The sequence below is a fragment of the Saccharothrix australiensis genome, assembly GCF_003634935.1.
Taxonomy (GTDB): Bacteria; Actinomycetota; Actinomycetes; order Mycobacteriales; family Pseudonocardiaceae; genus Actinosynnema; species Actinosynnema australiense.
Map to the genome: position 1 here is coordinate 4,954,440 of NZ_RBXO01000001.1, position 25,155 is coordinate 4,979,594.

Genomic DNA, 25,155 nt, shown 5'->3' on the forward strand with positions numbered 1-25,155 from the left:
CGGCCGGGCACAGCCGCACCCCACCGACACCCCACGACGGAGGCGACCGTGCGCACCACGACCAACCCCCCGATCCGCAGCCTGCTGACCCCCGCCCCCACCGCCTCCGCCAAGCCCCGGAAGCGACCGCCGACCCGGCACCCGGCGTACCGGCAGATCGGCCGCGGCCGCGGCCTGACCACCGACGACGTCGTCACCAAAACCGCCTTCGTGCTCGGCGCGACGGTGGCGTCGGCGGTCGTGACCCTCCAGGTCCGCACGTGGGTTCCGGTCGCCGTGGCGCTGCCGCTGGCCCTCGGGCTGGCCGTCTACCTCACGTTCCGACCGAGGGACAGCGCCGTCCTCGCCGTGCTCTACGCCGTGGCGCAGGGTGTCGTGCTCGGCACGATGACGCGCGTGTCCGAGGCGGTCGCGCCCGGCGTGGCCGGGCAGGCGGTGATCGCCACCACTTCGGTGTTCGTCATCATGCTCGCCGTCTACAAGCTGAGGCTGGTACGGCTGACGACCCGGCGCGTGAAGTGGCTCATCGTGGTACTGGTCGGGTTCCTGCTTACAGTGCTCGTGGACGTCATGCTCGGGCTCGTCGTCGGCGTGGACCTCGGGGTGCGTCACATCGGTTTCATGGGAATCTTGTTCTGCCTGCTGTCGATCTGCCTCGCCGCGTTCAGCTTCCTGCTCAGCTTCGACGCGGCCGACCGGATGATCAGGGACGGCGTGCCCGCGTCGTGGGCATGGTACCTGGCGTTCGGTCTGGTGATGACGCTCATCTGGCTCTACACCGAGCTTTTGTGGCTGCTGACGACCGCGCGGGTGTAGCGGGCGCAGGACGCTGGCCGTCGGTCAGGTCCGACCACCGGCACGACGCTGGTCAGGCGGGCAAGGTCGGATGCTTGACGAGCAGGAAGTTCGGGACCTGGCCGCAGCACAGGCCGCCGGGCGCGGTGGAGAACCGGACGATGGAGTCGTTCGAGGTGCTTGCGGAGGCCGTCGGCCTGGCGAAGACGTTCGGCAAGGCCGACAGCGCGGTTGCACGCGCACTGGGCCGACTCGTCAGGTACGCGCCCGAACGGACGTTGACCACGCTTCTGGACGCCGTCCCCGCCGCGCTCGGTGCCGGCGGCAGCGCGTGGGAATCCGAGCACCCGCAGAACGCCGAACTCGCCCGGCACGTACCGCGTGTGCCGAGGAACGATCGACGAGTTGCGGGCGCTCAAGGCGTTGCATAGCCACGCGGTGGTGGAGGCGTACGCCGCGGTGCCACGCCACCTGTTCGCCTCGGAAGCCGCCCTGGACCAGGCGTATACGCCCAACAGGTCTGTGGTAACCAAACCTTGCACCGATGGGGCGGCGTTGAGCAGCGTCTCCGCGTCAGCGATCCAGGCGGCGACGGAGCAGGCCGACCTACACCCCGATCTCCAGCACCTGCGTCCCGGCTCAGGCGGCTACGACGCCGCGTTCATCTCCGAGATCGTCGACCCGGGAACTCCTCGACGCCAGTTGGCAACGCGACGCGGAGGCGCCGTCTGCACAGTGCTCGCGTCATCCGGGCTGAAACTCAGGCAGCGCACGGAGGTGAAACGCCGTGACCCGCATCGAACTCGATCACGACGGCATCGCCGAAGCCCTCCGCAGCGACGGCCTCCGCGGCGCCGTCCGCCAGGCCGCCGAGGAGGTCGCCGCCGAGGTGCGCGGCCGTGGCCTTCGCACCCAGGACGGCGAGCCGCTGTCGGTGCGAGTGCACGCGCCTCGGCCACAGCGTCTGCGCCTGGTGGCGGTCACCAACCCGCTGGGGCGGGTGTGGCGCTACGACTACGACCCGGCGGGGAACCTGGTGCGGGAGAAGGACTTCACCGGGCGCGAGCTGCGCTACGACTACGATGCCGCGGGCCGGCTCGTGCGGCGCACCAACGGCGCGGGGGAAACCGTCGACTACGTCCGCGACGCGCGCGGCAACGTCGTCGAGCAGCGCACGCCCGACGAGACGACGTCGTTCACGTTCGACGCGGTCGGCCGGATGACCCGCGCGGTCAACGCCCACGCCGACGTGAGGTTCGAGCACGACGCGATGGGCCGGGTGACCGCCGAAACGGTCAACGGCCGCACCCTGTCCTCGGCCTACGACCTGGCCGGGCGACGAACCCACCGACGCACCCCGACCGGGGCCGAGAGCGCGTGGACCTACAACGGCGCGCACCAGCCGACCACCCTGCGCACCGCCGGGCACACGCTCGCCTTCCGGCACGACCCGGTCGGCGACGAGGTCGAACGCGTGCTCGGCACGCGACCCGTCCTCACCCAGACCTGGGACGCCGCACACCGGCTCGTCGCGCAGACCCCCGGCTCCACCGGCACGCGCCACTACCGGTACCGGCGCGACGGCCGCCTGCACTCAATCGAGGACCCCCGCACCGGTGGACGGCGCTTCGACCTGGACGCGGCCGGGCGGATCACCGCGGTCACCGGCACCGACCGGGTCGAGCGCCACACCTATGACCGGGCCGGTGCGGTGGTCGGCGTCGCCGACGTCCACCACCAGCGCGACGCCCAGGGCCGGGTGGTGCTGCGCCGCCGCAAGACCCTCTCGGGCAAGTTCCTGACGTGGCGGTACCGGTGGAACGCCGAAGACCGGCTGATCGGCGTCACCACCCCGGACGGCACCACGTGGCGCTACCGGTACGACCCGCTGGGGCGGCGGATCGCGAAGGAGCGGTTGGCGCCCGACGGCGAGACCGCGTTCGCCCGCACCGACTTCACCTGGGACGGCACCGCGCTGGCCGAGCAGGTCGACGCCCCGGGCGTCGCGACGAGCTGGGACTACGAACCGGCGAGCCACCGCCCCGCCACCCAGCTCCGCCGGGCGCTGGACGCCGACCAGCACTGGATCGACCGGGAGTTCCACTCGATCATCACCGACCTCGTCGGCGCTCCGGCCGAACTCCTCGACGCGCGCGGCGACGTCATTTGGCGCTCGTCGCGCGGTCTGTGGGGCGCGGGCGACGGACCGACCCCGCTGCGGTTCCCCGGCCAGTACCACGACCCGGAAACGGGGCTGCACTACAACTTCCAGCGCTATTACGACCCGTTGGCCGGCCGGTACGCCAGCGTCGACCCCCTCGGGCTCACCGGCGGGCCCAACCTCGACGGCTACGTCGACAACCCGATGCACCGCGTCGACCCGCTCGGCCTCACCACCACCTGCACCACCCCGCCGCCCCGGCCGTCGAACAGCCCGCACTACTCCGTCGCCTACGAGGCCGAACTCGACTCGTCCCACTTTCCGGGCCGCAGCGCCAACCACCACTTCAGCGAGGCCAACCGGCAGCTGCACGCGGCGTTCCAGTCCGACCCCGCCTTCGCCCGCTCGATGGAGCAGCTCTACCCCGGCATCGTCGACGGCGTCGCACCCGGCCCGCGCGGCGGCTTCCCGCGCCGCGGCCCGATACCCGGCGTCGACGGCGGCGACCCACCGCTAACATGGCACCACCACCCCACCCGGCCCGGCGTGCTGCAGCTCATCCCGTACGAGCACCACACCGCCGCCGGACCGGTGCAGGGGTCGCTGCACCCGAACGGCCGGGGCGGCATGGAGAACTGGGGAGGCGGACGACGCCGATGAGCACCGACGAGCGCCCGTGGCTCACCACCTGGGGCGAGGTGGTCGAAGCCCTGCCCCGGCTCGGCCCCGACGACCTGGTCTGCTTCGGCGACGGGCCAACGACCCCGGCCGACCCCTGCCTGGTGGTCGACGCCACGGAACTGGGCGAGGACGAGGACGTCCCGCCCGAGGCCGGGGAGCGGGGCTGGCACACGGTGCTCGGCAAGGACGAGGTGCAGGGCGTCCTGGGCAACCTGCGCCGGCAGACCGCCGACCCGGACCTCGACCTGATCGTGCGCGCCGTCGAGCACTACGTCGACCACGACGCCTACCTCACCATCGACTGACCGCTCGGCACACGGGGCGAGCGGGGTCAGCGGTGTTCCGACGACAGTTCCGTCGCACCGGTCAGGTCTTCGAGGTGTGCGAGCACGGCACCGGGGGTGAAATCGGTCCGCTGGTAGCGGAAGGACATGTTGCCCCAGGCGTCGTAACCCGCCAGACTCCCCTTGAGCCCTTCGACGTACCGCTCGACCGCCTCGCCGTAGATGTCCAGCGCGCGGCTGACGACGAAACTAGGTCGTCCGTCCGGTTGCCGGCGTTCGCCTCTTTCTCGAATGAGTGCAGGTCATTGCTGATCCACGTCGTGCGAGCGATGATCTCCCTCATCAACCGCGGATGAGGACAGCACTTGATCTCCTCCGGAAGCTCGTACCCGCCGATCCGTTCCGGCGCCCTGCACCATTCCCACTCGCCGCGCCCAGCGGATACCGTGCTCGCGCGCCTGCTCCACGAATGGGGACATGCGGACCTCGAACGGAATCTCCAGTCCTGACAGGGACATGCTTCCCCACTCCTCCGGACCTCCGCGCTGCCTGTTCGTCCACGCTCCTCCGACGCCAGGGCGACCGACACCCCTGCCGCCAGGGAGCCGTGTTGAACCGGTTGAAGTCGACGCTCCCCGTCAGGCCCGCCGACCGGAGGTCCGGGGACGGTGTCGGATCGGGGCACTGCCGTTCGTAGGAGGGACGAGGGCCGCCTACGAGAGGAACAGTCGACGAAGCTGACGACCATCACGCACGTCTCGCTCGACGGGGTGGTACAGGGGCTCGGCGGGTGGGCCTTGCCGCTGTTCGACGACGAGGCCGAGGCGTTCGTCGGCGGGGTCTTCCGGCGTGCCGACGCCTTCCTGTTCGGCCGGCGGACCTACGACATCTTCGCCGGCTCCTGGGGTTTCAACTCGTGGGGCACGGATCAGGGCCACAACCCGATCTCGGTAGTGGATGAACGGGGTCGACGCGGCGATCACCCGCGCCCACCTCGAGGAGTGAGCGCGGGTGATCGCCGCGCTGGCCAAGCGCCTCGGCGACCTCGACGGGGCCGAGGAGGCGGCGGCCGAGGCGTTCGCGACCGCCGTCGACCGGTGGCCGGCTCTCGCCACAAATTCCCTGCGAGTCAAGGCGTTTGGCTGAATGCCGGCAAGGGTGCGGAGGTCCCGGTCGTGACGGGCCTGGTCGGCGGACTCGAGTGGAAACGGCCGCTCGAGTGTTGCCGGTTCAGGCCCGTCCGGCCGAGATCAAGTGCTCACGTCTTCCGCACCTCCAGAACCAGCGGCCGACCGTCGTCGACCGCGACCAGCGCATCGAAGTCACCCGAGAGCGAATACTTCGCCGGGCCGAAGATCGGGACTTCAAGCTTGGGCACTGAAGCTGGACTCGCGCCTGGGCTGTCGCCGAGAGCGTTCTCTCCAACGCGGAGCGATTCCGTGCCGCGCGCGTCCAGACCGGCTGCCGTCGCCGCCGCGTGCACAGCTCACGTCCGTGTGACCAAGCGCGGCCGCTTCGTCGGGCGAACCCGTGGCCATCACCAGCGAGACGAGCTTGACCTGGCTGATCGCGCGGGCTCGGGCGTAGTCGGCTCCGTGGCCGGCGACGGCTTCGGCCAGGCAGCAGTTCGCCGCCGGTCACGGCCGGGGTTTCGCGCACCGTGTCGGCGTAGCGGCCGTGCTGCCCCTTGGCGGGAGCTGTGCGTCGGCCGTGGTCCGCTCAGAGGAGGGTTCGGGCGGCCCACAGCTCCGGGAAGAACCGGTGTTCGTTGACCCGGCGCAGCCAGGAGGCGCCGCAGGTGCCGCCGGTGCCGGGTTTGGTGCCGATGATCCGCTCCACCGTCAGCAGGTGCAGGGCGCGCCAGCGGCTCATGCCCTCGGCCAGGTCCATCAGGGCCTCACCCAGGCGCGGGAGCTCCGCCTCGGGCGGGGCGTCGGCGTACACGGCCCGCCACGCCTGTTCGACGGCCGGGCTGGGAGCGTGGGGGACGGCCGGGTCGCGGGTCAGGATGTCGGTGGGGACGGGCGCACCTCGGCGGGCCAGGAGGGCCACTGCGGCGTCGTACAGGCTCGGGGAGCGCAGGGCGGATCGCACGGCTTCGGCCACCTCGGCCGGTTGGTCGTGGGGGCGGGCCAGGGCCGGGTTCTTGTTGCCCAGCACGTACTCCACCATGCGGTACATGTAGGACTGGACGCCGGACGCCTGCCCCAGGTGTTCCCGGAAGGCGTTGAACTCCTGCGGGGTCAGGGTGCTCAGCACGTCCCAACAGGACACCAGCAGGTCCACCACCTTGCGGACGCGGTGCAGGACCCGGGTGGCGCGGCCCGGCTCGTCCTGGTCCAGCAAGGCCCGCGCTCGGCAGGACTCCTCGTACAGCAGCTTGAACAGCAACTCCTTGACCTGGCCCACGACGTAGAAGCTCAGCTCGGCGGGTTCGGTGGAGCGGGGGTGCTGGAGGGACAGGAGGGTGTCGATGCTCTGGTAGTCGAGGTACGGCGTCCTGCCGCCGAAGTCCAGGAGAGGGCCGGTGTCTGCGTTCATGTCGGGGTCACCTCGAGGAGTGCGGTCACCGACGCGCCCAGGGCAGTGGTGGGGTCGGCCAGGTCGAAGCAGAGGTCGAAGTGGTTGCGCCCGCGGACGAGTAGCCCGGTCACCCGGTTGCCGCGCAGGGCCCGGTGGAAGTCGTGGTGCTGGCGGGCGAACTCCGCCGTCTCGTGCTCGCCTCGGGCCAGCACCACGGGTGGGACGCGGGCCGGGAGGTACCTGATCGGGCTGTTGCGCAGCGCTTCCTCCCGGTCCATGCCGATCGCGTCGTTGACGTAGGTGTGCAGGAGGGGTTCCAGGTCGTAGATGCCGCTGAGCAGCACCGCGCCGCGCAGTGGCAGGCGCTCGGTGAGCAGGCACATCGCGGCCAGGTGCGCGCCGGCCGAGCCGCCCGCCAGGACCAGGGCGCCGGGTGGGCAGCCCAGGGAGGCGGCCTGCGCGCACAGCCGGGTGACGGAGCGGCGCACCGCCGTGACGATCTCGTCCATCCGGTGCGCGGGGGCCAGGCCGTAGCCGACGGCGGCGTAGGAGATGCCCTGCGGCACCAGGCCCAGGGCCGGGAAGGACGCATCGGACCGGTCGAGCTGCTGCCAGTACCCGCCATGGATGAAGATCAGCAGCGGTGAGCCGGGGCCGGCCGGGAAGAAGTCGGTCCCGCCCAGGTCGCACCAGGGCAGGTGGGCTCGGGCGCGAGCACTCTCCCGGGCGTAGCGCTCCAGTTCCGCGTCCAGGCTGGGGACCAGGGAGCTGGGTGAGTACTCGCGCTCCAGCTCGGCCCGCGGCAGGTCGTGCCAGGTCACGGCCACCGGGCGGCGGCTTCCGCGTAGAGGGCGGCGAACAGGGGGTCGACGCGGTGCTCCGGGTCGTACCGGTCGCCGAAGCGGGTGCGGTACTCGGTGAACCACTCCGGGTCCTCGTGCAGGAACAGGATGTCGTGGTAGGCCATGTGCCGCAGGGCCAGCAGGGGGATCGGGGAGCAGGAGACCGGGAAGCCGGGGTTGCGGGCGGCGCGCTCGTCGCAGAGCGGGTGGAACTGGCCCAGCATGAGGCCCTGCTTGACCAGTTCGGTCTTGGCCGCGGCCTGCACCCGGTCCAGGGCCGGCCAGTCGGTGAGACCGTCGAGGATGACGACCAGGGTGTGCAGGACCTGGTTGTCGGTCGTCCAGCGATGCGCGTGGAACGCCTCGGTCATCTCGCGGATCACGGCGGTCAACTCGGCCTCGCCCGCGTCGGGGCGGACCGGCCACCGCTGCACGACCAGGGTCCCCGCCGAGCGGGCCGGGCCGACGAACGGGCACACCGCCCCTGCCCGGCCGATACCCGGGTGCGGCTTGGTCAGGTATTCCTCGACCCACCGGTCCACGCTGTGCACTGCGTCGGGGGTCGTTCCTCGTCGTTTCCGCATGGGAACCTCGTTTCAAGGCGGGTCGCCGAGCGGGTCGTGGCCGTAGAGCAGGTCGGCCTCCTGCCGCACCTCCAGGGGGTAGGCGGCGTCCCGGGCGCGTTGCTCGGGGCCGTCCGGGAGGTGGAACTCGTAGCAGCGCTCGCGGCTGCGGAGCTGGACGTCGGTGGCCCGGTCGATGCGCAGGGCCTCGTATCGGCGCAGTGCCGCGGGCACGTCCGCGACGTGGCCCTCCGCCAGGCAGCGGGCCAGCACGACGGCGTCCTCGGCGGTCTGCCCGACGCCCTGGCCGAGGAAGGGCAGCATGCTGTGGGCTGCGTCGCCGAGCAGCGCCACCCGGCCGGCGGTCCAGCCGGGCAGCGGGTCCTTGTGGAAGATCGGCCAGCAGCTGCCGTCCCCGGCCGCCGCGAGCAGGTCGTGCACGTCCTCGTGCCAGCCGGTGAATTCGGCGTGCAGGGTGCGGGCGTGGACCGGTGCGCCCGGTGGGCGGGGGTCGTCGCGCTCGCCGGGGAGCCAGGCCATGAAGTTGACGACCTCGCCCCGGCGGATGGGGTAGTGCACGAGGTGGCGCCCCGGTCCCAACCAGGCTGTGTAGGAGTGGCGGGCGAACTCCGGTGCCCGACGTGCGGGCACCAGGAACCGGAACGCGCGCTGGCCGGCCTGGTTGAGGCGGTTCGCCTCGCCGTGCATCCGGGCGGCCACGGCGGAGTGCAGGCCGTCGGCGCCGATCACGACGTCGGCCCGGACCCGGTGCCGTCCACCCGACCGGTCGACCAGGTCGACCTCGGCCTCCCGCCCGTCGTCGCGGAGACCCTCGCAGCGCAGTCCGGGGTGGACCCGGTCGGGCGGCAGGGCGTCCAGCAGGAGGCGCTGGAGGTCGGCCCGGCAGACGCCGTGGGTGGCGTAGCCGTACCGCCGCACCGCGGCGCGGCCGATCGGTTTCTCCGCCACCACGGCGCCGTTCTGCCAGCGCCGCAGCGGCCCTTCGGCCTCCTGGACGAAGCTGACCCGCTCGAACCGCTCCCCCAGGCCGAGGCACCACAGCAAGCGGACCGCGTTGGAGCCGATGATGAGGCCGGCTCCGATCTCGCGCAGCTCCGCGGCCCGGTCGTAGACCTGGGCCGCCAGCCCCCGCTGCTGGAGCGCGATCGCGGTCAGCAGACCTCCGATGCCCGCGCCGACGATGGCGATCCGCATGGCGCCTCCCGTCATCCGTTGCCCCCACCATCTTGCGCGCGGGAAAGGGGTCGGGCACCACGGCGCGGAGTTCAACAGCGCTGGTCAACCTGATTGGGCGACAGGGGGTCCTTCCCTGTCGGGTAACCAGGGACAAACCGGCCTGAATGGACGGACAAGAGTCCTCTTCGACCACTCGAACGAGTGGCAAATCGCATCCACGGGGTTACGCATCGAGACGGTGCCGGGGGCGGCGGGCCGGGCGTGCCGCCGAGGGCGGTTCGACGCCGGCCGGGTGGTGTACCCGCCGTCAGGCTGCGGCGCCGAGGTCGCGCACGTCGTGGCACCCGAGTCAGCGCCGCAGGAAGCGCGGCATCCACGTGGCGGCGGGGGTGAGGGGCGGCCCGGACAGGAGGCCGTGCGGCCACAGGCGACGTCGTGCGTGCGACCCCGCCGGCTGCCCTCGACGACGCGGATCTGAGGACCCCGGCCGCGATACCGGACCGGGCGCCGCGCGGTCGACCCCGGCGGTCCGCGTCATTCGGGCGCCACGGCGCGGCGGGCGCTGTCGCGCAGCAGGGCCCGGCGGCGGTCGTGGACCTCGGCGGGTTCGTCGGCGGTGCCCGCGTAGACGTTGCTCACCGACGACCAGGCCATCGACAGGGCGATCACCACGGCCATCAGGTGAACGGGTCGCCAGCCCGGACCAAGCCCGCGGCCTGCGCCTCGGCGCCGCGGGGGGGCAGTGGAGCAGGCCGCGGGCGGCAGCGGCGCGGCGACCCAGCGGTGCGGGCCGCGGGGCCGCAGTGGCGCGGGCCGCGGGGCCGCAAGCCGTGCGGCAGCAGCTCGGCCGGTGGACCACGCGGCAGTAGTCGGGTCCGCCGGCCGAGCGGCAACGACGCGCGGTGGCGCGGTTGTCAGGCCGTGGCGAGCGCCTTCTCGTAACCCACCAGGCGAACGCACGTGGCGAGCCCCGTGATGGCCTGCTCCAGCTCACCGAGGCCGGGGTAGGTCGGCGCGATGCGGATGACGGCGTCCCGCGGGTCGTCGCCGCGGGGGTGGGTGGCACCGGCGGGCGTCAGCACGATGCCCGCCGCCGCGGCGCGGCGCACGACCTCGCGGGCGCAGCCGTCCGGCACGGTCAGCGTGACGAAGTAGCCGCCCAGCGGTTCGGTCCACTCGGCCAGCCCCGTGTCGCCCAGCCGGTCGGCCAGCACTCGCCGCACAAGGTCGAACTTCGGCCTCAGCAGCGCCCGGTGCCGCTCCATGTGCGCCCGCACCCCAGCCTCGTCGCGCAGGAACAGCGCGTGGCGCAGCTGGTTGACCTTGTCCGGCCCGATGGTGCGCTTCGCGGCGTGGCCCAGCAGCCACGCGACGTTGGCAGGCGAGGAGCCGAAGAAGGCCACGCCCGCGCCGGCCAGGGTGATCTTGGACGTGGAGCCGAACACGAACGGCCGGTCCGGGTGGCCGCCCTCCGCGCACGCGGCGAGGACGTCCGCGACCTCCACCTGCTCGTCGGTCAGGTGGTGCACCGCGTAGGCGTTGTCCCAGAAGATCCGGAAGTCGGGCGCGGCAGCGGCCACCGAGCCGAGGCCCCGCACCACGCGGTCGCTGTAGGAGACGCCGCTGGGGTTGCTGTACTTCGGGACGCACCAGATGCCCTTGACCGACGGGTCGTCGGCCACCAGGCGCGCCACGACGTCGAGGTCGGGACCCTCGTCGGTCATCGGCACCGGCACCATGTCGATGTCGAAGCGCTCGCACAGGGCGAAGTGCCGATCGTACCCCGGCACCGGGCACAGGAACGCGATCCGCTCCTGGTCCACCCAGCGGGAGGTGGCGCCGGGCAGCCCGCCGAGCAGCGCGTAGACCAGGCAGTCGTGCATGAGCCCCAGGCTGGAGTTGCCGGCGGCCACGAGCTGGTCGACCGGCACCCGCAGGGGTCCGGCGAAGATCTCCCGCAGCTCCCGCAGGCCGTGCAGGCCGCCGTAGTTGCGGCAGTCCGTGCCGTCGGCGGCGGTGTGCCGGTCACCGGGCAGCGACAGCAGCGGGGCGGACAGGTCGAGCTGCTCGGGGGACGGCTTGCCGCGCGTGAGGTCGAGGGACAGGCCGCGGTCGACCAGGTCCGCGTACTCCGCGCGCGCCGCGTCGAGCCCGGCGGTCACGTCCGCTCGGCTGGTTCCGGCGAGTTCCACGTCAGCGCCCTTCCACTGTGGAGTGCGGCCGGCGGCCACCGTCGGAACCTACCGCAGGGGGCGGGAGGGCGCCTCGTTCTGCCGTCGCAACTCCCGCTCACGCCGCGTCCACATCGGTGGCCTGCGAGACATGACGACGGGTGGACCGGCCGACGCGCGGGGCTCCCGTTCGGCGACGCCTGGACCGTGAAGGACGGCGACCGCGAGATCACTGGAACGTTCAAGAACATCGCGCCCGAGCAGGCACGCGAGCTGCTGCGCACCCTCGACCCGCCCGTCCCTGACGAACGCGGTGACGATGACACGGCCTGACTGTCGCAAGTCATAAGCGGTGCTCGTCGGCGTAAGCACATACCGGGATCTGTGGTGGGCGGCGGTTCCCGGGGCGCTGAAGAACTTCGAAGCGTTGCGGGACCTGCTCCCAGGCGAGGACGGCTGTATCGCACCAGAAATCCGCGTCCTCGTGCCCGACTCCTCCTCTCCAGCCGAGATCCTGCGGCACGCGTCCTGGTCGCCGGGGCGACGAGGTGATCGCACAACGCAAGATGGTGGTGATCGACAGCTGCCACAGCGGTCCAGCGGTGGACCACCTCGGCCCGGACGGATCACTGCTCGACATCAAGGGGACTTTCGTCCTCGCGTTCCGCCGCTCGCGAAGATGGCACGCCATCGGTTGCCAGGGCCGGCTGTGGTGGAGGACGTGGGGATCACTCTCGGCGCCAGAAGACGGGGAAGCCGTCCTTCCCGGCCGGTGTCGTGGCGATGGAGCCCGGTTCGGCTTCGGTCAGCGTGTCCTTGCTGTCGAAGGCGCGCCACTTCTCCGGGTTCGCCCTGCTGATCGGCAGGCCGTCGACGGCCACGCCCTGGAACGAGACGTTGCCGAAGTCCGGGTAGTTGTGCGCGGGCGATTCGACCACGGCCTCCGCAGAACTCGGCCCCACCTCGATGTTGTCGTAGGTCTTCGAGAACTGCCAACCCTTCGTGGTGTTGCTGATGGTGATGACCCAGGTGGTGCGGCGGTCGTAGGACACGCTCGCGGTGATCCGGTCGTTCGTGTCGACCGCGTTGCGCACCTTGACGGGCGGGGACGGGGTGCCCTGGGGGCGGACGGCTTCGTAGAACGCGTAGTGGCGTGGACGGCCGTCAGGGGTCTTGCAGTCCGTCACGGTGCCGCCCTGGACCAGCCAGTCGTCCGTCGGGGTGCCGCCGCCGAGGCCGACCCACGCCGCGTAGAGGTCCTTGCTGTGCTTGCACGTCACGGGCGGCACGGTCCACTCCGCGTAGACGGAGCCGAAGAAGTGCGTCGGCCGGGAGTCGTTGCGGGCGACGTAGCCCGCCCAGATCCCGAAGTCGCGCGGGTCGATCGCGGCCCGGGCGGGCGGGGTGGTGAGCGTGGTGGCCAGGAGGGCGGCTGCCAAGGCGGTGGTCCGGCGCATCGGTCACCGCCGCCCGGACGTGGCGGCCCAGATCGCGCCGCCCGCATACGTCGCCGAATAGCCCAACAGCGCCGCCAACCCCTCGGCCGCCCCTCCGCACGCCGCGACGCCGTCCGCACCCGTGACGGCGGTGCACAACGCCCGGGAGCCGGCGGCGAAGGTCACGGTCCGGCCCGGCACGGGGCGGCCGGCGGTGGTGTCGGTGAGGGTCGCGGCCAGGCTCGGGCTGCCGCCGACCCGCACCGGGGCCACCGACAGCGCGGTCGGGTACGGGGTGGTGGGTGTGGCGAACAGCGACGCCGTCACCCGCGCGCCGGACGCCATGCGCGGGAACAGGTAGAGCAGGGCGGAGTCGGCCCCGGAACCGGTCCGCGTGCAGTCCGAAGCGGACGTGCTGACGTCGACCGTCGGATCGGTGCGGTAGGAGCCGAACGGCGCGCCCACCGCGCGTGGCCAGCAGACGTACTTCACCGACTCCGGCGGGGTCGGGGTCGGGGTGACGCGGGACGGCCCGGCGCCGGTGAAGCCGGTGGCCGTCGTCGGCGCGGCCGGGTCGCGGTCGTTGTCCGCCGCGGCGAAGCTGTTCGCCCCGGTGAACGTCGCCTCGGTGGTGACCGGAGTCGCGAACGGCCGGTAGCCGCCGCCCTCGGGCACCTGCTGCACGACCGGGCCGTCGTCCCGCCCGTTGGCCACGTCCCACAGGTACTGGACCTGGAAGGTGTCGGCGGTCTCGCCGTCGACGCCGGTGGTCACCTCGACGCTCGAATCGGCCACCGTCGTCCCGTGCACCACGATGTCCTGGGTCACCGTCGCGGCCGCCTCGGTGGTGTAGACAGACCAGGTGACGCGGGACGACGTCGGGCCGACCCGCACCACCTGGGGCGAGCGGTCGTCGAGGGACACTTCGCCCGGCTGCGTGAGGTACGGCGACTGGACGTTGTCCTCGCGCCGCACCAGGTTCCGCACGGTCATGAAGCTGGTGCCGGGCACGCCGTCGCCGAACAGGACGTTGAGCCCCGGCCCGGCGGGGTGGTCCGGCCCGGTCAGCACGGTGAAGCCGCCGATGCCGAAACCCTGGCGCTGTTGCAGGTGGACCTGGAAGATGCCGTTCCCGAACCCGCCGGGTGGCAGGGCGGCGGCGCGGGCGCGAACCACGCCCGCCTTCAGCTCGGCCGCCGAGCGCTCGGCAGGCACAGCGGACGCAGTGGACGCAGTGGACGCGCCGAGCAGCACCGCGAGCGCGGTGCACAGCAGTGGTGGCAACCGGTGCACGGGTTCTCCTTCGACGATGCTGTTCTAAAGCTCCACGGCGTCGGCGTAGACCAGCCGTTCGCCGCCTTCACGAGGTTTCTCGGCCTCCTCCACGACGAGCCGCAGGGGGCGGCTGCCGCGGGGCGCGGGCAGGGTGAGCGTGCCGCGCCAGAACGTCTGACCGCCCGACACCTCGCGCTCCAACACGACGGGCGCCGTGCCCGAGGACCAGCGGACGTTGCCGCTCAGCGCGGGATCGGCGGTCTGCACGGTCGCCGTCACCACGGCCGCCGTGCCCGTCACGACCTCGGTGTAGCCGACACCGACCACGGTCACGGCGATCCGGGTGGCGTCGGTGTCCACGACGGTGAGCGCCCGGTCCGGGTCGAGCTGCGCGAACTGCGCCTGCACCACGGTGGACAGCTCGACGCCGTGCAGCGACACCGGTTGGTACCGCGCCAGCGCGAGCCGGATGAACGGGCGGTACGGCGCGGGCTGGGGCGGGGTGAGCACGACGTCGCAGAACCACAGCCCCCGCTCGGCGTCGTACACCACGTCGTGCGGCGCGACCGACACGGTGGCGTCGGCGATCGTCTTGTCCTTCTCCCCCTCGGCGAGCCCCAGCCCCGATCTCGGGTGGGCGGCCAGCGGGAAGTCGGTCACCGCGGGCGGGCGGGTGACCGGGGTGGACCCCCACGCCGGGTCCTGCGCCCACCGCGTGGTGTACCGGGTGAGGTCGGCGGCCCGCGACCCGTCGTCCACGGTGAGCACACCGAGTTGCTCGCCGTCGCCGGACGAGTACCAGGGTCGGCGCAGGAACACGCGCAGACCGTTGCCCTGCCGCGTCCGGGTGATGCCGCGCTCGGAAGTCTCGGTGCGCCAACCGAAGGTGGGCACGACGTAGGCCACGTCCGGCGCGGTCGGGCGGGCCGACGAGGGCACGTCGACCGTCACGGCGGCGCCCGCGCTGGTGATCGGCGGCGGCACGTGGGCCACCTCGACCTCCGCCCCGGACGGGATGGCGTCGCCGACCCTGCTGATGGTGCCCGCCGCGTAGTCGACCGCGTAGTCGGCGCCACGCACGTAGGTGACGTCCTTGCCCCGCACGACGTCCGTGCCGGGCACGATGCCGTCCGCCACCTTCACGGGCTCGACGCCGGTCGGCCGCACCTTGGCGCGCTCCACGAAGTACTCGGCGAACCGGGTGGTGCCGATCGGGGTGTAGGTGACCTTGCGGTGCTTGGTGTCGTGGAACTCGTGCGTGCGGTCCACAGGCAGCAGGGTGTCGGTGGGGTCCGCCGATTCGGCGACGACCTGGAACGCGTGCGCGCTGCCCGGCCGGTTCACCGGCGCGGGCCGGTCGGGCAGGTCCACCCACTCGGTCCAGGTGGCCTCCAGGTCCACCTTGCCGGTGCTGGCCCGGTCGAACCGCAACTGGTCGATCACCCTGGCGTAGGTCTGCCCCGGCAGCCGGACGGCCACCGGCTTGGCGAAGACCGGCGGCGACACGGGCCGCTTGGTCGCGTGCACCAGGGTCAGCGTGCGGTACGGCGTGAGCAGCCACATCCGGCCCAGCACGGCGGAGTCCCGCTGGGACTCCAACGTGGTGCCGGGCGGCAGCGTGACCTCGCCGGAGCGCACGGCCCGCACGTGCCACGCCCACTGCCCGAGCAGCGCCAGGTCGGCGGCGTCGACGCGGCTGCGGTAGCGGACCTCGAACGTGCGCCCCTTCGGCACCCGGACCGTCAACACCCGGAACAGCGCGTCGAAGTCCGGTCTCCCCTCGCCTTCGACCAGCCGCACCCGGAACGGCCGCGCGTCCGGCCACGCGCCGAGCAGGCCGAAGTCGAAGTCCACCGTGACGACCTCGTCCGCGCCCGTGCCCGGCAGCCCGGTGAAGGCCGCGCCGCGGCTGAGCACGTCCGGCAGGTAGGGCACGGCGAGGCGGTCGGTGTCGAAGAACGGGATGCCGTACGAGTCGCCGTCCGGTGTGCCGCCCCGGTCGAACGAGCCGGTGTCCCGCTCCCGGATCAGGTCGTAGGCCGCCTTGTTCATCCCACCGGGCATCAGCGGGTTCGGCGCGACGTCGAACAGGCCGTGCTGCTCGGCCATCAGCTGGGAGATCCGGGTGGGCGCCAGGTGGCGCTGGCAGTCCGCGGCGGGCGGGGCGTCGACGTCGCTGCGCAGCACCATCCGCTCGGCGGACTCGCCTTCGGTGCGCGACTTGCGGAACAGCACGGTCGGCGCGGCGACCGGCTCGAACCGGTAGTAGGTCACCGGTTCGCTCGCCCCGGTGTCCCCCGGCGGGTCGGCGACAGTCGGCCCGTTGCCCGCGAGGTCGGCGGTGCGCGCGCGGAACCGGTAGGTGCGCCCGAAGCGCAGTTTGGGCAGGGTGCCCGGCTTCGCCCGGAACGCCGTCCGGAGGTCGAAGTGCTCGCCCGGCGCCGTGCTGCCGCCGTCGACGACGACGCCGCTGTTGTCGATCGCCCGGCCCGGCCGGGGTGCGACCAGGCTGTAGCCGGTCCAGCGGACGAGCGACTCGTGCAGGTAGAACGTCCGGCTCGCGTCGTCGGACTGCGTGGTGTGCGCGGTGGTGACCACGCCCTCGTCCGAGGCGGCGACCTCGGTGCCGGCGAAGGTGTAGACCCCGTCGCGCAGGCACAGGCTGTGCCACTTCCCCGTGGTGTCGTCGCGGACGTCGATCCGCAGGCCGCGCGTGATGTCCTCGGCGAACAGGTGTTGGCCGCCCTGCAACGCCTGCGCCTGCACGACGCTGGCGAAGACCCGCCGCGCCCGGCCGGTGTCGTTGATCGACAACCCGCCGCTCTGGAGCGCGGGCGGCGGTTCGGCGTCCGGGCTGTCCGGCGCGGGACGGCGGTCGGGGTGCTCCCCGATCGTGGTGCGCGACATGGTCTCGGCGAAGGCCAGGAGCTTGACCGCCGCCGCGTCGGTGTCCAGTTCGGTGACGTCGAAGTCGGCCGCGTCGAGCCGGAGCAGACCGTCGGCGACCAGCGCGTCGCGCGCGGCGGGCGTGAACGTCGTGCCGGTGATCACGCATTCGGTCACGGTCACCACCGGCGGCAGCGTCCGGACTTGACCGGGATCGGCGCGGGGCGTCCACACCGGGGTCACGGACACGCCGACCGGGCCTGCCGGGACCGGGTCCGGCAGCGGGACGCGCAGGTCGTGCACGAGGCCCAGCAGGCGCAGCAGCGCGGGGTACTGCCCGAGCGCGCTGAGCACCAGGTGGAAGTCCGGGTCCGGCGCGGTGACCGGGCCGTCGCCCGCCGTGTCCCGCGGTCCGCCGGGGTTGTGCTCCGGCCTGCGGTCGTGGAACTGCTCGGCCAGCAGGAAGTTCAGCTGCTGCGCCGACAGGTCGGCCGTCCTGGCCAGTTCCTCGGCGGTGCGGCCGTCGAGGACGTGCGTGGCGGCCAGCACCTCCCGCAGCCGCGCGACGGCGGCCCGCTTGGCCTCCGGGGACAGCCAGGTGGTGTGCAGGAGGTAGGTCGGCTTCCCCTCCCCGTCCCGTCCGCGCGGCTCCGTGTAGTCGTCCAGCCTCGGGTGCTCGGCCGGGTTGTGCGCGGCGATCGCCGCGTACTGCCCGCGCACGAAGTGGTGCACGCCGCGCACCGGGTAGGACCGGACGTACGTGGTCTCCGGCGTGATGTCCGGGGCGCCCCGGTGGTCGGTCACCGGCGCGTTGTCGCGGAACAGCTTCCGCCACAGGTCGGCGCGCCGGTCGGGGCCCGCCGGGGTGGCGCGGACCGGCGCGGCCGTGCCGATCCGGACGTCGAACGCGATCGGCGTGTCCGGCCAGGCCAGCCAGTCCGGGAAGGTCGCGAGCCTGTCCGAGCCGACCAGGCGCGGCGTGAGGTAGGCGGACAGGAACAGGAACGGCCGGCCGTCGACGGCGCGGACACCGTTCGGCAGCGCGGTGCTCACCAGGGTCTGGGTCGCGGGCATGGGTCGTCCTCCCCGTCAGGCCGCGAAGGCGTCGCAGTAGGTGTGCCAGTCGTCGCGGCCCATCAGGTCCCCGAACTTCGGCGGCGCGGCGGCGGCCCGGCCGTCGGTCAACGCGGTGGACGGCCCGGCGAAGCTCTTGTGCACCCGCAGCGTCACCGACTTGTGGAAGAACAGGATGTCGATCTCGACGGTCAGCGAAGCCTCGCCCTCCACCCGGTTGCCCTCGCTGGTGTAGCTCAGGCCGAGGTAGAACTCGGCGGAGATGGTGATCAGCCCCAGCACCGACAGCTGCCCGTTGGCCCGCAGGTAACCGGTCAGCGTGACCAGTTCGCGGCCGTCGGTCAGTTCGAGCTTGAAGTAGATGCCCGCCAGCACGGAGACACCGCCGCTGGCGACGCCGAGGTTGAACGCCACCGAGCCGCCGAACTCGATCGCCGCCTCCAGCATCTCGAACCCGTCGGCGCCCACCGCGAGCGCGAAGAACCCGCCGCCGCCGAACAGCGACACGGTGAGCGTGAACGGCTGTTCCCGGCTGCAGAAGGCGAATCGGGCGCGCGCCGGGCCGCCGTCGAACGGCAGGTGCAGCGCGGCGCTGAAGGCCAGGTGCTGGAGCGTGAACACGCCGATCGCGACGTCGGGGATCGCCAGCGTCCAGCCGGCCGAGATGCCGACGGGCTGGACGTCGATGGCGGGCCCGCGCCCGGAGCTGACCAGGAAGCGCTGCAACGTGTTGACGAAGTCGAGCGGCCCCTTGAAGGCCACGCCCGCCAGCTCGACGTGGATGTTCGGCTTGGCGTTGTCCCTGGCCTCGAACGCGAACCGGCGGAACGTGAGCTTGACGAACGACAGCACGGGGTCGTCGCCCTTGACCAGTTCGAGCGCGAAGTCGCGCAGGTCGCCGGTCATCACGTAGGTCGTGGCGCCGTCGCCGAGGGCGGTCCTGGTCTCGCCGTGCAGGGTGAGGCTCGCCGTGCGGCCGTCGTCGGTCTTCGGCCAGAACACGCCCGCGGTGAGCCCGGACGGCAGCCGCGGCGTCCAGTCCACGGTGGTGCTCACGGCCTCCGGCGGCTTCGTCACGTCGCCGCCGGGGTGCACCCTGGTGGTGACGATCCGCGGGCCGCTGTCCAGGTCGAGCCGGATCGGCTTGGTCGGGTCGACCGGATCCACGCCGCCGATGAGGTCGCCGATGCTGATCCCGCCGAGCAGCTTCGCGCCTTCGGCGAAGAACTTCTTGGGGTCGAACCGGCCGTTGCGGACGATGTCGGTGACCACCTCGGCGGGCCCGGACAGCGGGCCGAGCGCGCGGGACAGGCCGCCGATCACGAGGTCCGGGCTCGCCACGCCGCCCACGTTGGCGACGACCGAGCCGAACTGCGCCGCCACCTCGCCGCCGGTCGGCAGCGTCGCGCCCGGTGTCGCGAGCTTGAGGACCAGCTCGCCGACCTGCGCCACGGTCCGCTGGACCCGCGCGAACGCCTCGCCCTTCACCCGCTCGAACGAGCCGGCGACGTAGTCCGGATCGTACCCGATGGCCGCCGTGACCTCCTTGCCCACCAACGTCTCCACCGACGGCAGCCGGACCTCGGCGGCGAGCATCCGCGGCACGAAGTTCGGTTCCGCCAGCCACCGCCACGGTCCCGCCGGGTCGCCCGCGGCGCTGCTCAGGTACATCGCGGCCGTGGGCAGCACGGTGGAGCCCTCCGCCGGCGCGGTCCGGGCCGCGGGGTTGCCGCCCGCCGGCGGCGCGAAGGCGACCTCCTGACCGCCGAGCGCGTGGGTCCGCCGCGCGCCCAGGTCGCCCGGCCCGTAGCGGTCGGCGCCGAACACCGCCCGCAGCTCGGCCAGCGCGTCGCCCGCGTAGGCGTCCTCCACGTGCACGAACGCCAGGAACGCGGTGAACTCGACGCGGTTGCCCGCCCAGTCCGTGGCGGCCATCGGGAACGGGATGTCCCGGCGGTCCGCGATCGGGTCCGCCGAGCCCTCCGGCAGGTACTGCACCCAGAACGTGCGCGCCTCCGACGTCGGCGGCTCCCCCGGCTTGCGCGCCGGGATCTTCTCCGGGACGGGCGCGAGGTTCGGCGTGGCGGCGAGCAGGATCCGCACCGACGTGAAGGGGAACGCGTTCTCCGAGTACTCCTTCACCGGCTGCTGCACCCGGACGTAGGCGCGCTGGATGAGGTGCGCGGCGCCGTCCGGCATGATCTGGCGCTCGGTCTCGGTCACCAGCACCGCGCGATGCCCGTACGGGAACAGGAAACCGCGTTCCTCGACGCGCACGTAGTTGTCCCGGCCGAGGGAGGAGCGGTGCCGCCACTGGGCGATGGGCAGGTCGCCGCCCCACTCGCCGGCCAGCTCCACCGACGAGCCCTGGGCGCTGAGCAGCAGCAGTTCGGCCTTGACCGGCTCGACCGCGTTGCTCTGCGACACCAGCCGCTTCGGCACGTCCCGGTTGCCGCCGTACCCGATGAGGCTCTTGAACTTCGTGTCCGCCGGCACGTCGTCGGCCGCCACCGCGCGCACCGGGTTCGGCCCCCGGAACGGGTCCGGCCTGCCCCGCTCGTCCCGGGCGGCGAGCCGCGTGTGCCACAGCTCGGTCCGGCCGCCGGCGTCGACCGGGTGCCGCACGTGGGCCCACGACGCGACCTGCTCCGGCGTCAGGTGCAGCCAGTCCACCAGCCGCAGGTCGGTCTGGAGCCCGGTCGGCGCCTGCTGGGCGCCCTCGGCGAGCACCGGGACGACCCGCATCACCCAGCCCGACCAGTCGAGCAGCCCGTCCTCGGTGTAGGGCAGCGCCTTGACCGTCGGCGGGACGAGGAACGCGATCCGACTCGGCTCCACCGCTTTGGTCAGGACCTCACCCGGCGCGGGCAGCGCCTCCGGCGGCGGCGGGCTGCCGCCCTGGGTGGAGACGAACGTCGTCTCCTCCATGAGGTGCTGCGAGTCGAACCGCACGACGACCAGGGACTGCCGCGTGCCGTCCACCGCCACCAGCGTCGGCGGGTCGGAGGCGTGGGATACCTGGAGGTTGTAGAAGTCGTAGTGCAGCTTCAGCATGTCCTCGCGCCGCAGCAGGTCCAGCCGCAGCGTCGGCTCAGCCTCTTGGACGAACGACGCCAGGACCGACGACCCGCGCGGCAGACCGGCCAGCAGCAGACCACCGCCACCGACCACGAGGACGGTCCGGCGGGACACCGCCCCGCCCCCACCTCCGCGCCCGGCTTCCGAAGACGGCATGGCACTCCCCCATCTCGCCCATGCGCTGCCTCGCCGCGGAACTCGGTGGGCCATCGGTACGTCTGCTCGGGAGGCGTGCCCCGTTCCCCTTGACTTGTGGTGAAGCCCTCGCCTCGCGCTCGCCGACCCCCCGGCCCGACACCGTGCACCCCCGGGCAACCCCAGCGCCCCCCCACACCGACGATCCGCCGGTGCGCTGTGCTTGCGGGAACGTACCGCCATGACCGGCGTCACGGCTACGGTCTTTTCGCCGACGCGAACCTTATTCACCCGATCGTGCGACTTGCCGGCCGAGGGTGAATAACGGCGCCGCGCGGGTACGCGGAGCGTCCAGGCGCCGAAGAGTCGCGGAGGAGCCACCATGCATCACCCAGTTCCCACCCTGGAGGGAGGTGTACCGGCTGGACAAGCTGGTGGGGCTGGTCCTCCCGATGAACCGGACACCGTCGTGGCCCGACTGACCGCCTTCCCCGCCCAGCGCGGCGGGGTGTAGCGGCAATCCCGCACACCATCACCGCCTCGGGCCGATCCGGCGCAGGGACCGACGTCGCCTGCGCCACCCGTCCACCATGCCTTCCAGCAGTACAGCGCAGAAACAACGTCCGGCCACGCCGGCGTTGGATCACCTGCTCTGGCTCTGTCCATCGTCCGCGCGGCGATCGCGTCCACCGCCGGGTGGACCCGCGCGGGAATCACGATGTCCCGGACAGCGTCGACGATCGCCTGCCGCAGGTGCGGTTTGGCCATGTGGGTGGCTTCCCGCGCATCCGGGGCGGCAGGGGTACAACGGTGGACGGAGCACCCGAGGGCCGCATCCGCTGGTCCTCGTCGCGCGAGCCGCTGCGTTGGTCGGTCATCCGCGATGGCAGGCCGGGGGGACAAGCAACTCCTGACCGTGCCGGGGCGCGGTGAGAGGACGGCCTGCCGATGCGCGTGCCGACTTCCACACCCGCCCGGACGCCGTGGCCGCGGGAAGCGTTGCCGCAGAGCCTGCACACCGCAGTGCGCCGGTTGCGCGACCACCTCGCCGGGCGGGTCGACCCGTGCGGCGCGATCCACGAGCCGTGCCTGAGCCGGGTCCTGGAATCGGCCCTGGTCTGGCCTTTGTTCACCGGCACGACCGGCTACGACGACGCACGACTCCGCCTGCACCACTACCTCCGGCAGCGGCGAACCTCGCCGGACCCATTCGACGCCGTCCTGGCCGTAGTCGCACTCGACCCCGGCGGCACCGACAGGCGGACGCTCGACCGACTCGTCCAGGACGCCCCGACTTCACCGCACACCGCAAACAGGCGCTGCCGGCCGCCATCGAGACGATGCTCGACCTCCCCCATCCCGAGCACGGCAACCGCCCCCTGCCCCCGGCGGCGTTCTCCCCGCAAGGACTGCACCCCTGGCAGGCACGAGTCCAAACGACCGCCGCCACAACCATCCTCGCCCACCCACCCCGCGCTCACAGCGACGACCGACGACAGCACCGGGACCGCGCAACCCCGGTCGACCGGCAGGACGTCGCCCTGCTGCCGTCCACGCAACACCCGGGGCACATCTGAGAAGGCGACCTGCTGATCCACCTTCGGTGCTGCACGCCCTACACCTGCCGGGCGGCCACGACCGGGTAGTCGACCAGGGCCTGCGCGCGGCACTGCGCCACCAGCACGGCGACGGCGGACTGTCCTTCATCACCGACATCGACACCTGGTCCACCACCACCGGCCTCGCCCTTGCCGCGACACACGCACCAGCAAGCACGACACGCAACAGCCGAAACGCAGCTTCGGGCCGTGTAACCGACTTTCGCGCCTCACGCCCTCCGCAACCAACCCCGAACCGACAACCCGGCTCGCCATGACCACAACCTTCACCCGATACGGTGAGTGACACTCGACTACCATCAGTCGCGGATCAACACTGAGCGAGGCGGTTGAATCATGACTGTGGCACCCCGTATCGACGTCTCCACCACTCTCCGCGAGAGCGGGGCGGAACCCACCTCCGCCGAACTCGCCGAGCTGGCGGCGTCCTGTTCACCGTCCCGCTCCGCTCGGGCGGAGGCCGTGCGCCCGACGCGACCTGGCCGCTGGACGGTGGCCGGGCCACCGGCACGGCGGCCGTCTACTACGCCGAGGGCCGCGCCGACCTGCGGAAGCCGTTCCTGTTCGCGGACGGCTTCAACTACGGCCCCAGCGACCTACCCGCCCTCTTCGACTTCTTCAACGCCCCGGACGAGGAAGGCCGGCCGGGTCTGTTCGACCAGCTGCGCTCCCGCGGCTTCGACGTCGTGCTGATCGGCTTCGACGAGCGGCACACCCACATCCAGCACAACGCGGACGTCGCCATCGCCGCGATCCACCGCGCCATCGCCGAACGCCTCGGTTCCGAACCGCTGACCGTCGGCGGCGCCAGCATGGGCGGCATCGTCACCCGCTACGCGCTGGCCAAGATGGAGCGCGACGGCACCGACCACCAGACCGCCACCTACCTGTCCTGGGACTCCCCGCACAACGGCGCCTGGATCCCCCTGATCCTCCAGCAACTGGCCTACTTCTTCGAGGCGCTCTCGCCCGCCGAGCCGTCCCAGGCCGCGCTGATCCGCAGCCCCGCCGCCCAGCAACTGCTCTGGACCTGGGTGCCGGACGCCAAGTACTCCGGCGGGGTCGCCACCGCCAGCGAACTGCGCAAGGACTTCGTCCACGAACTCGCCGACCTCGGCGACTTCCCGCGACGCCCGCGACTGCTCGGCGTGGCCAACGGCCGCGGCGACGGCATCGGCCGCCCGCTGCCCGCGGGACAGATCGCGTTCGACTGGCAGGCACTGATCGCCAGCGCCACCGCCCGCTTCCAGCCCGACCGGGGCACCGAGCAGCGGATCGGCGGCATGCACGCCGGTCTGGAGATGCGCCGCTCCACCACCACCGAAGTCCCCGCCATGGACGGCGCGCCCGGCGGCACCCTGGACTCCTTCGGCATGGTCGCCGACGCGCTCAAGGTCGAGATCAGCGAGGAGAACCGCAGCGGCACCTTCGTTCCCGCGGTCAGCGCGGCCGCCCTCATCTTCGACCCGATCGCCTGGAACGTCGAGCCGGACCTCAACCTCCTCGACCAGACCCCGGACCGCTTCCACCTCCACGACGTCGCGTTCAGCCCCGAGAACCTCCCGCACGGTGCGGTCTCGGGCACCCTCGTCGGCTGGGTCCTCGACCGCCTCACCTGATCACCCGCGAGCCCCGGCCCGCTGACCTTCAAGCCCTACGCCGACCACAGCACGGTGCCGGCCGTAGAGGTGCGGACCGGTTGCAGCAAGAGGAACGACGGGGCACTCCCCTTTCGAGGGAAAAAAGCGCCTGTCACGTCCTGATTGGACCATCATCGGAAACCGACTGTTTCCTTACCCTACAGGGAGATACCGCTGTGCCCCGTTCCTCCGCCACGACGGCCGCCGGAGTCGTCCTCAGCGCCTTGGCCCTGCTTCTGGCCATGCCCGGCGCGGCCTCCGCAGCCACCGGCCAGTTCCGCTACACCTACACCACCGACGAGGGCTACGACGCCGTCGGCTTCCTCAACAACCCCGACAGCGGCGAGTGCATCACCCTCCCCACACCGGCCGCCAATCCCGGAGTGGCATCACGAGCACCCCGCAACCGCACCGACGCCACCGCCACCGTCTTCCTCGACGCCGACTGCGAAGGCGACACCTACTACACCCTGAATCCGGGCGCGGGCGCATCCGAGCGCCTCCTGCTGCGCTCCGTCGTCTTCTCCTGAACCAACCCACAGCACGCACAACAGAGACGCCTCCTCGGTTGGCGGCAGGGCCTCGTCAGCCGAGCAGGCCGAACTCGGCCAGGATCGCGGGCCGCTTGCGCAGCAGGGCTTCGAACTCGGCCGAGGGCCAGATGGTGATGTCGGACCGCCGGGCACGGTCCGAGGGTTCGAGCCGGAGGCTGTCGGCGATCGCGGGTCCATCCGTCCCGCAGCACGCTTCCCTTCGGCGCGCACCACCCCGCGCGGGCGGGCACGAGCAGATCGG

The 25,155-nt window shown here is 72.4% G+C and carries 19 protein-coding genes and 1 pseudogene; 8 read left to right on the forward strand and 12 right to left on the reverse strand.

Translation table 11 applies throughout. The features are described from left to right. The first annotated feature begins 48 nt into the window (after nt 1–48). From C8E97_RS21060 to C8E97_RS21075, 4 genes are all read left to right on the forward strand, one after another. A complete protein-coding gene (locus C8E97_RS21060) occupies nt 49–816 on the forward strand; it encodes a Bax inhibitor-1/YccA family protein (protein ID WP_121007241.1) in 768 nt (255 codons plus the stop codon). Nucleotides 817–890: 74 nt separating this feature from the next. Further along, a complete protein-coding gene (locus tag C8E97_RS21065; RefSeq protein ID WP_121007242.1) occupies nt 891–1,226 on the forward strand; it encodes a hypothetical protein in 336 nt (111 codons plus the stop codon). 356 nt (nt 1,227–1,582) lie between these two features. Beyond that, a complete protein-coding gene (locus tag C8E97_RS21070) occupies nt 1,583–3,616 on the forward strand; it encodes an RHS repeat-associated core domain-containing protein (RefSeq protein WP_121007243.1) in 2,034 nt (677 codons plus the stop codon). Next, nucleotides 3,613–3,942 carry a DUF7716 domain-containing protein gene (locus C8E97_RS21075; protein WP_121007244.1) on the forward strand — a complete coding sequence of 110 codons (330 nt, stop codon included), beginning with the start codon at nt 3,613–3,615 and terminating at the stop codon, nt 3,940–3,942. Before C8E97_RS21070 ends, C8E97_RS21075 begins: the two co-directional genes overlap by 4 nt. 692 nt (nt 3,943–4,634) lie before the next feature. Here the strand turns inward: C8E97_RS21075 and C8E97_RS36700 are convergent. Then, a complete protein-coding gene (locus tag C8E97_RS36700; RefSeq protein WP_211347320.1) occupies nt 4,635–4,904 on the reverse strand; it encodes a hypothetical protein in 270 nt (89 codons plus the stop codon). Here C8E97_RS36700 and C8E97_RS21085 point away from each other — a divergent pair. Then, nucleotides 4,879–5,028: pseudogene (locus C8E97_RS21085) on the forward strand (RNA polymerase sigma factor); the annotation flags it as partial. The gene C8E97_RS36700 and the pseudogene C8E97_RS21085 sit on opposite strands and share 26 nt — an antisense overlap. A 612-nt stretch (nt 5,029–5,640) precedes the next feature. On the opposite strand, the gene C8E97_RS21090 reads toward C8E97_RS21085, so the two are convergent. The 6 genes from C8E97_RS21090 to C8E97_RS21115 form a co-directional block, all read right to left on the reverse strand. After that, on the reverse strand, nt 5,641–6,462 hold the full coding sequence (locus tag C8E97_RS21090) for a tryptophan 2,3-dioxygenase (RefSeq protein WP_121007245.1): 822 nt from the start codon (nt 6,460–6,462) through the stop codon (nt 5,641–5,643). Then, on the reverse strand, nt 6,459–7,271 hold the full coding sequence (locus C8E97_RS21095; RefSeq protein WP_121007246.1) for an alpha/beta hydrolase: 813 nt from the start codon (nt 7,269–7,271) through the stop codon (nt 6,459–6,461). Before C8E97_RS21095 ends, C8E97_RS21090 begins: the two co-directional genes overlap by 4 nt. After that, a complete protein-coding gene (locus tag C8E97_RS21100) occupies nt 7,262–7,837 on the reverse strand; it encodes a DUF6875 domain-containing protein (RefSeq protein WP_121007247.1) in 576 nt (191 codons plus the stop codon). The genes C8E97_RS21095 and C8E97_RS21100 overlap by 10 nt, the downstream gene beginning before the upstream one ends. A gap of 45 nt (nt 7,838–7,882) precedes the next feature. Continuing rightward, nucleotides 7,883–9,064 (reverse strand): FAD-dependent monooxygenase, encoded by a 1,182-nt coding sequence (locus C8E97_RS21105; protein ID WP_170211935.1) that lies wholly within the window; start codon nt 9,062–9,064, stop codon nt 7,883–7,885. 516 nt (nt 9,065–9,580) lie between these two features. Then, nucleotides 9,581–9,724: a transcriptional regulator gene (locus tag C8E97_RS21110; RefSeq protein ID WP_211347104.1), complete on the reverse strand. Its 144-nt coding sequence runs from the start codon at nt 9,722–9,724 to the stop codon at nt 9,581–9,583. Nucleotides 9,725–9,960: 236 nt separating this feature from the next. After that, complete coding sequence (locus C8E97_RS21115; RefSeq protein ID WP_246019058.1) at nt 9,961–11,238, reverse strand: aspartate aminotransferase type Ic; 1,278 nt, start codon at nt 11,236–11,238, stop codon at nt 9,961–9,963. 186 nt (nt 11,239–11,424) lie between these two features. Here C8E97_RS21115 and C8E97_RS36560 point away from each other — a divergent pair, with 186 nt between their 5' ends. Beyond that, complete coding sequence (locus C8E97_RS36560; protein WP_281275448.1) at nt 11,425–11,550, forward strand: hypothetical protein; 126 nt, start codon at nt 11,425–11,427, stop codon at nt 11,548–11,550. A 395-nt stretch (nt 11,551–11,945) separates the two neighbouring features. Here the strand turns inward: C8E97_RS36560 and C8E97_RS21120 are convergent, their stop codons facing one another. From C8E97_RS21120 to C8E97_RS34785, 5 genes are all read right to left on the reverse strand, one after another. Further along, a complete protein-coding gene (locus C8E97_RS21120; protein ID WP_121007250.1) occupies nt 11,946–12,674 on the reverse strand; it encodes a G1 family glutamic endopeptidase in 729 nt (242 codons plus the stop codon). A 3-nt stretch (nt 12,675–12,677) separates the two neighbouring features. Further along, nucleotides 12,678–13,946 carry a hypothetical protein gene (locus C8E97_RS21125; RefSeq protein ID WP_121007251.1) on the reverse strand — a complete coding sequence of 423 codons (1,269 nt, stop codon included), beginning with the start codon at nt 13,944–13,946 and terminating at the stop codon, nt 12,678–12,680. 24 nt (nt 13,947–13,970) lie between these two features. Continuing rightward, nucleotides 13,971–17,888 carry a hypothetical protein gene (locus C8E97_RS21130; protein ID WP_121007252.1) on the reverse strand — a complete coding sequence of 1,306 codons (3,918 nt, stop codon included), beginning with the start codon at nt 17,886–17,888 and terminating at the stop codon, nt 13,971–13,973. 15 nt (nt 17,889–17,903) lie between these two features. Beyond that, nucleotides 17,904–21,080, reverse strand: coding sequence for a hypothetical protein (locus C8E97_RS21135; RefSeq protein ID WP_121007253.1), 3,177 nt, complete (start codon nt 21,078–21,080; stop codon nt 17,904–17,906). A gap of 1,636 nt (nt 21,081–22,716) precedes the next feature. Next, nucleotides 22,717–22,863, reverse strand: a complete 147-nt coding sequence (locus C8E97_RS34785) for a hypothetical protein (protein ID WP_170211936.1) — start codon at nt 22,861–22,863, stop codon at nt 22,717–22,719. Between the two features lie 186 nt (nt 22,864–23,049). Here C8E97_RS34785 and C8E97_RS21145 point away from each other — a divergent pair, with 186 nt between their 5' ends. Together C8E97_RS21145 and C8E97_RS21150 are read left to right on the forward strand one after the other, a co-directional pair. Continuing rightward, nucleotides 23,050–24,339 carry a lipase family protein gene (locus C8E97_RS21145; protein ID WP_121007255.1) on the forward strand — a complete coding sequence of 430 codons (1,290 nt, stop codon included), beginning with the start codon at nt 23,050–23,052 and terminating at the stop codon, nt 24,337–24,339. 245 nt (nt 24,340–24,584) lie between these two features. Then, on the forward strand, nt 24,585–24,890 hold the full coding sequence (locus C8E97_RS21150) for a hypothetical protein (protein WP_246019060.1): 306 nt from the start codon (nt 24,585–24,587) through the stop codon (nt 24,888–24,890). The last annotated feature ends 265 nt before the right edge of the window (nt 24,891–25,155 follow it).

Bases quoted from the DNA above. Each gene is read 5' to 3' on its own strand.
- C8E97_RS21105 (WP_170211935.1), bottom strand. From the start codon at position 9,064: ATGCGGATCGCCATCGTCGGCGCGGGCATCGGAGGTCTGCTGACCGCG.
- C8E97_RS21075 (WP_121007244.1), top strand. From the start codon at position 3,613: ATGAGCACCGACGAGCGCCCGTGGCTCACCACCTGGGGCGAGGTGGTC.
- C8E97_RS21090 (WP_121007245.1), bottom strand. From the start codon at position 6,462: ATGAACGCAGACACCGGCCCTCTCCTGGACTTCGGCGGCAGGACGCCG.
- C8E97_RS21120 (WP_121007250.1), bottom strand. From the start codon at position 12,674: ATGCGCCGGACCACCGCCTTGGCAGCCGCCCTCCTGGCCACCACGCTC.
- C8E97_RS21130 (WP_121007252.1), bottom strand. From the start codon at position 17,888: ATGCCCGCGACCCAGACCCTGGTGAGCACCGCGCTGCCGAACGGTGTC.
- C8E97_RS21110 (WP_211347104.1), bottom strand. From the start codon at position 9,724: ATGGCCGTGGTGATCGCCCTGTCGATGGCCTGGTCGTCGGTGAGCAAC.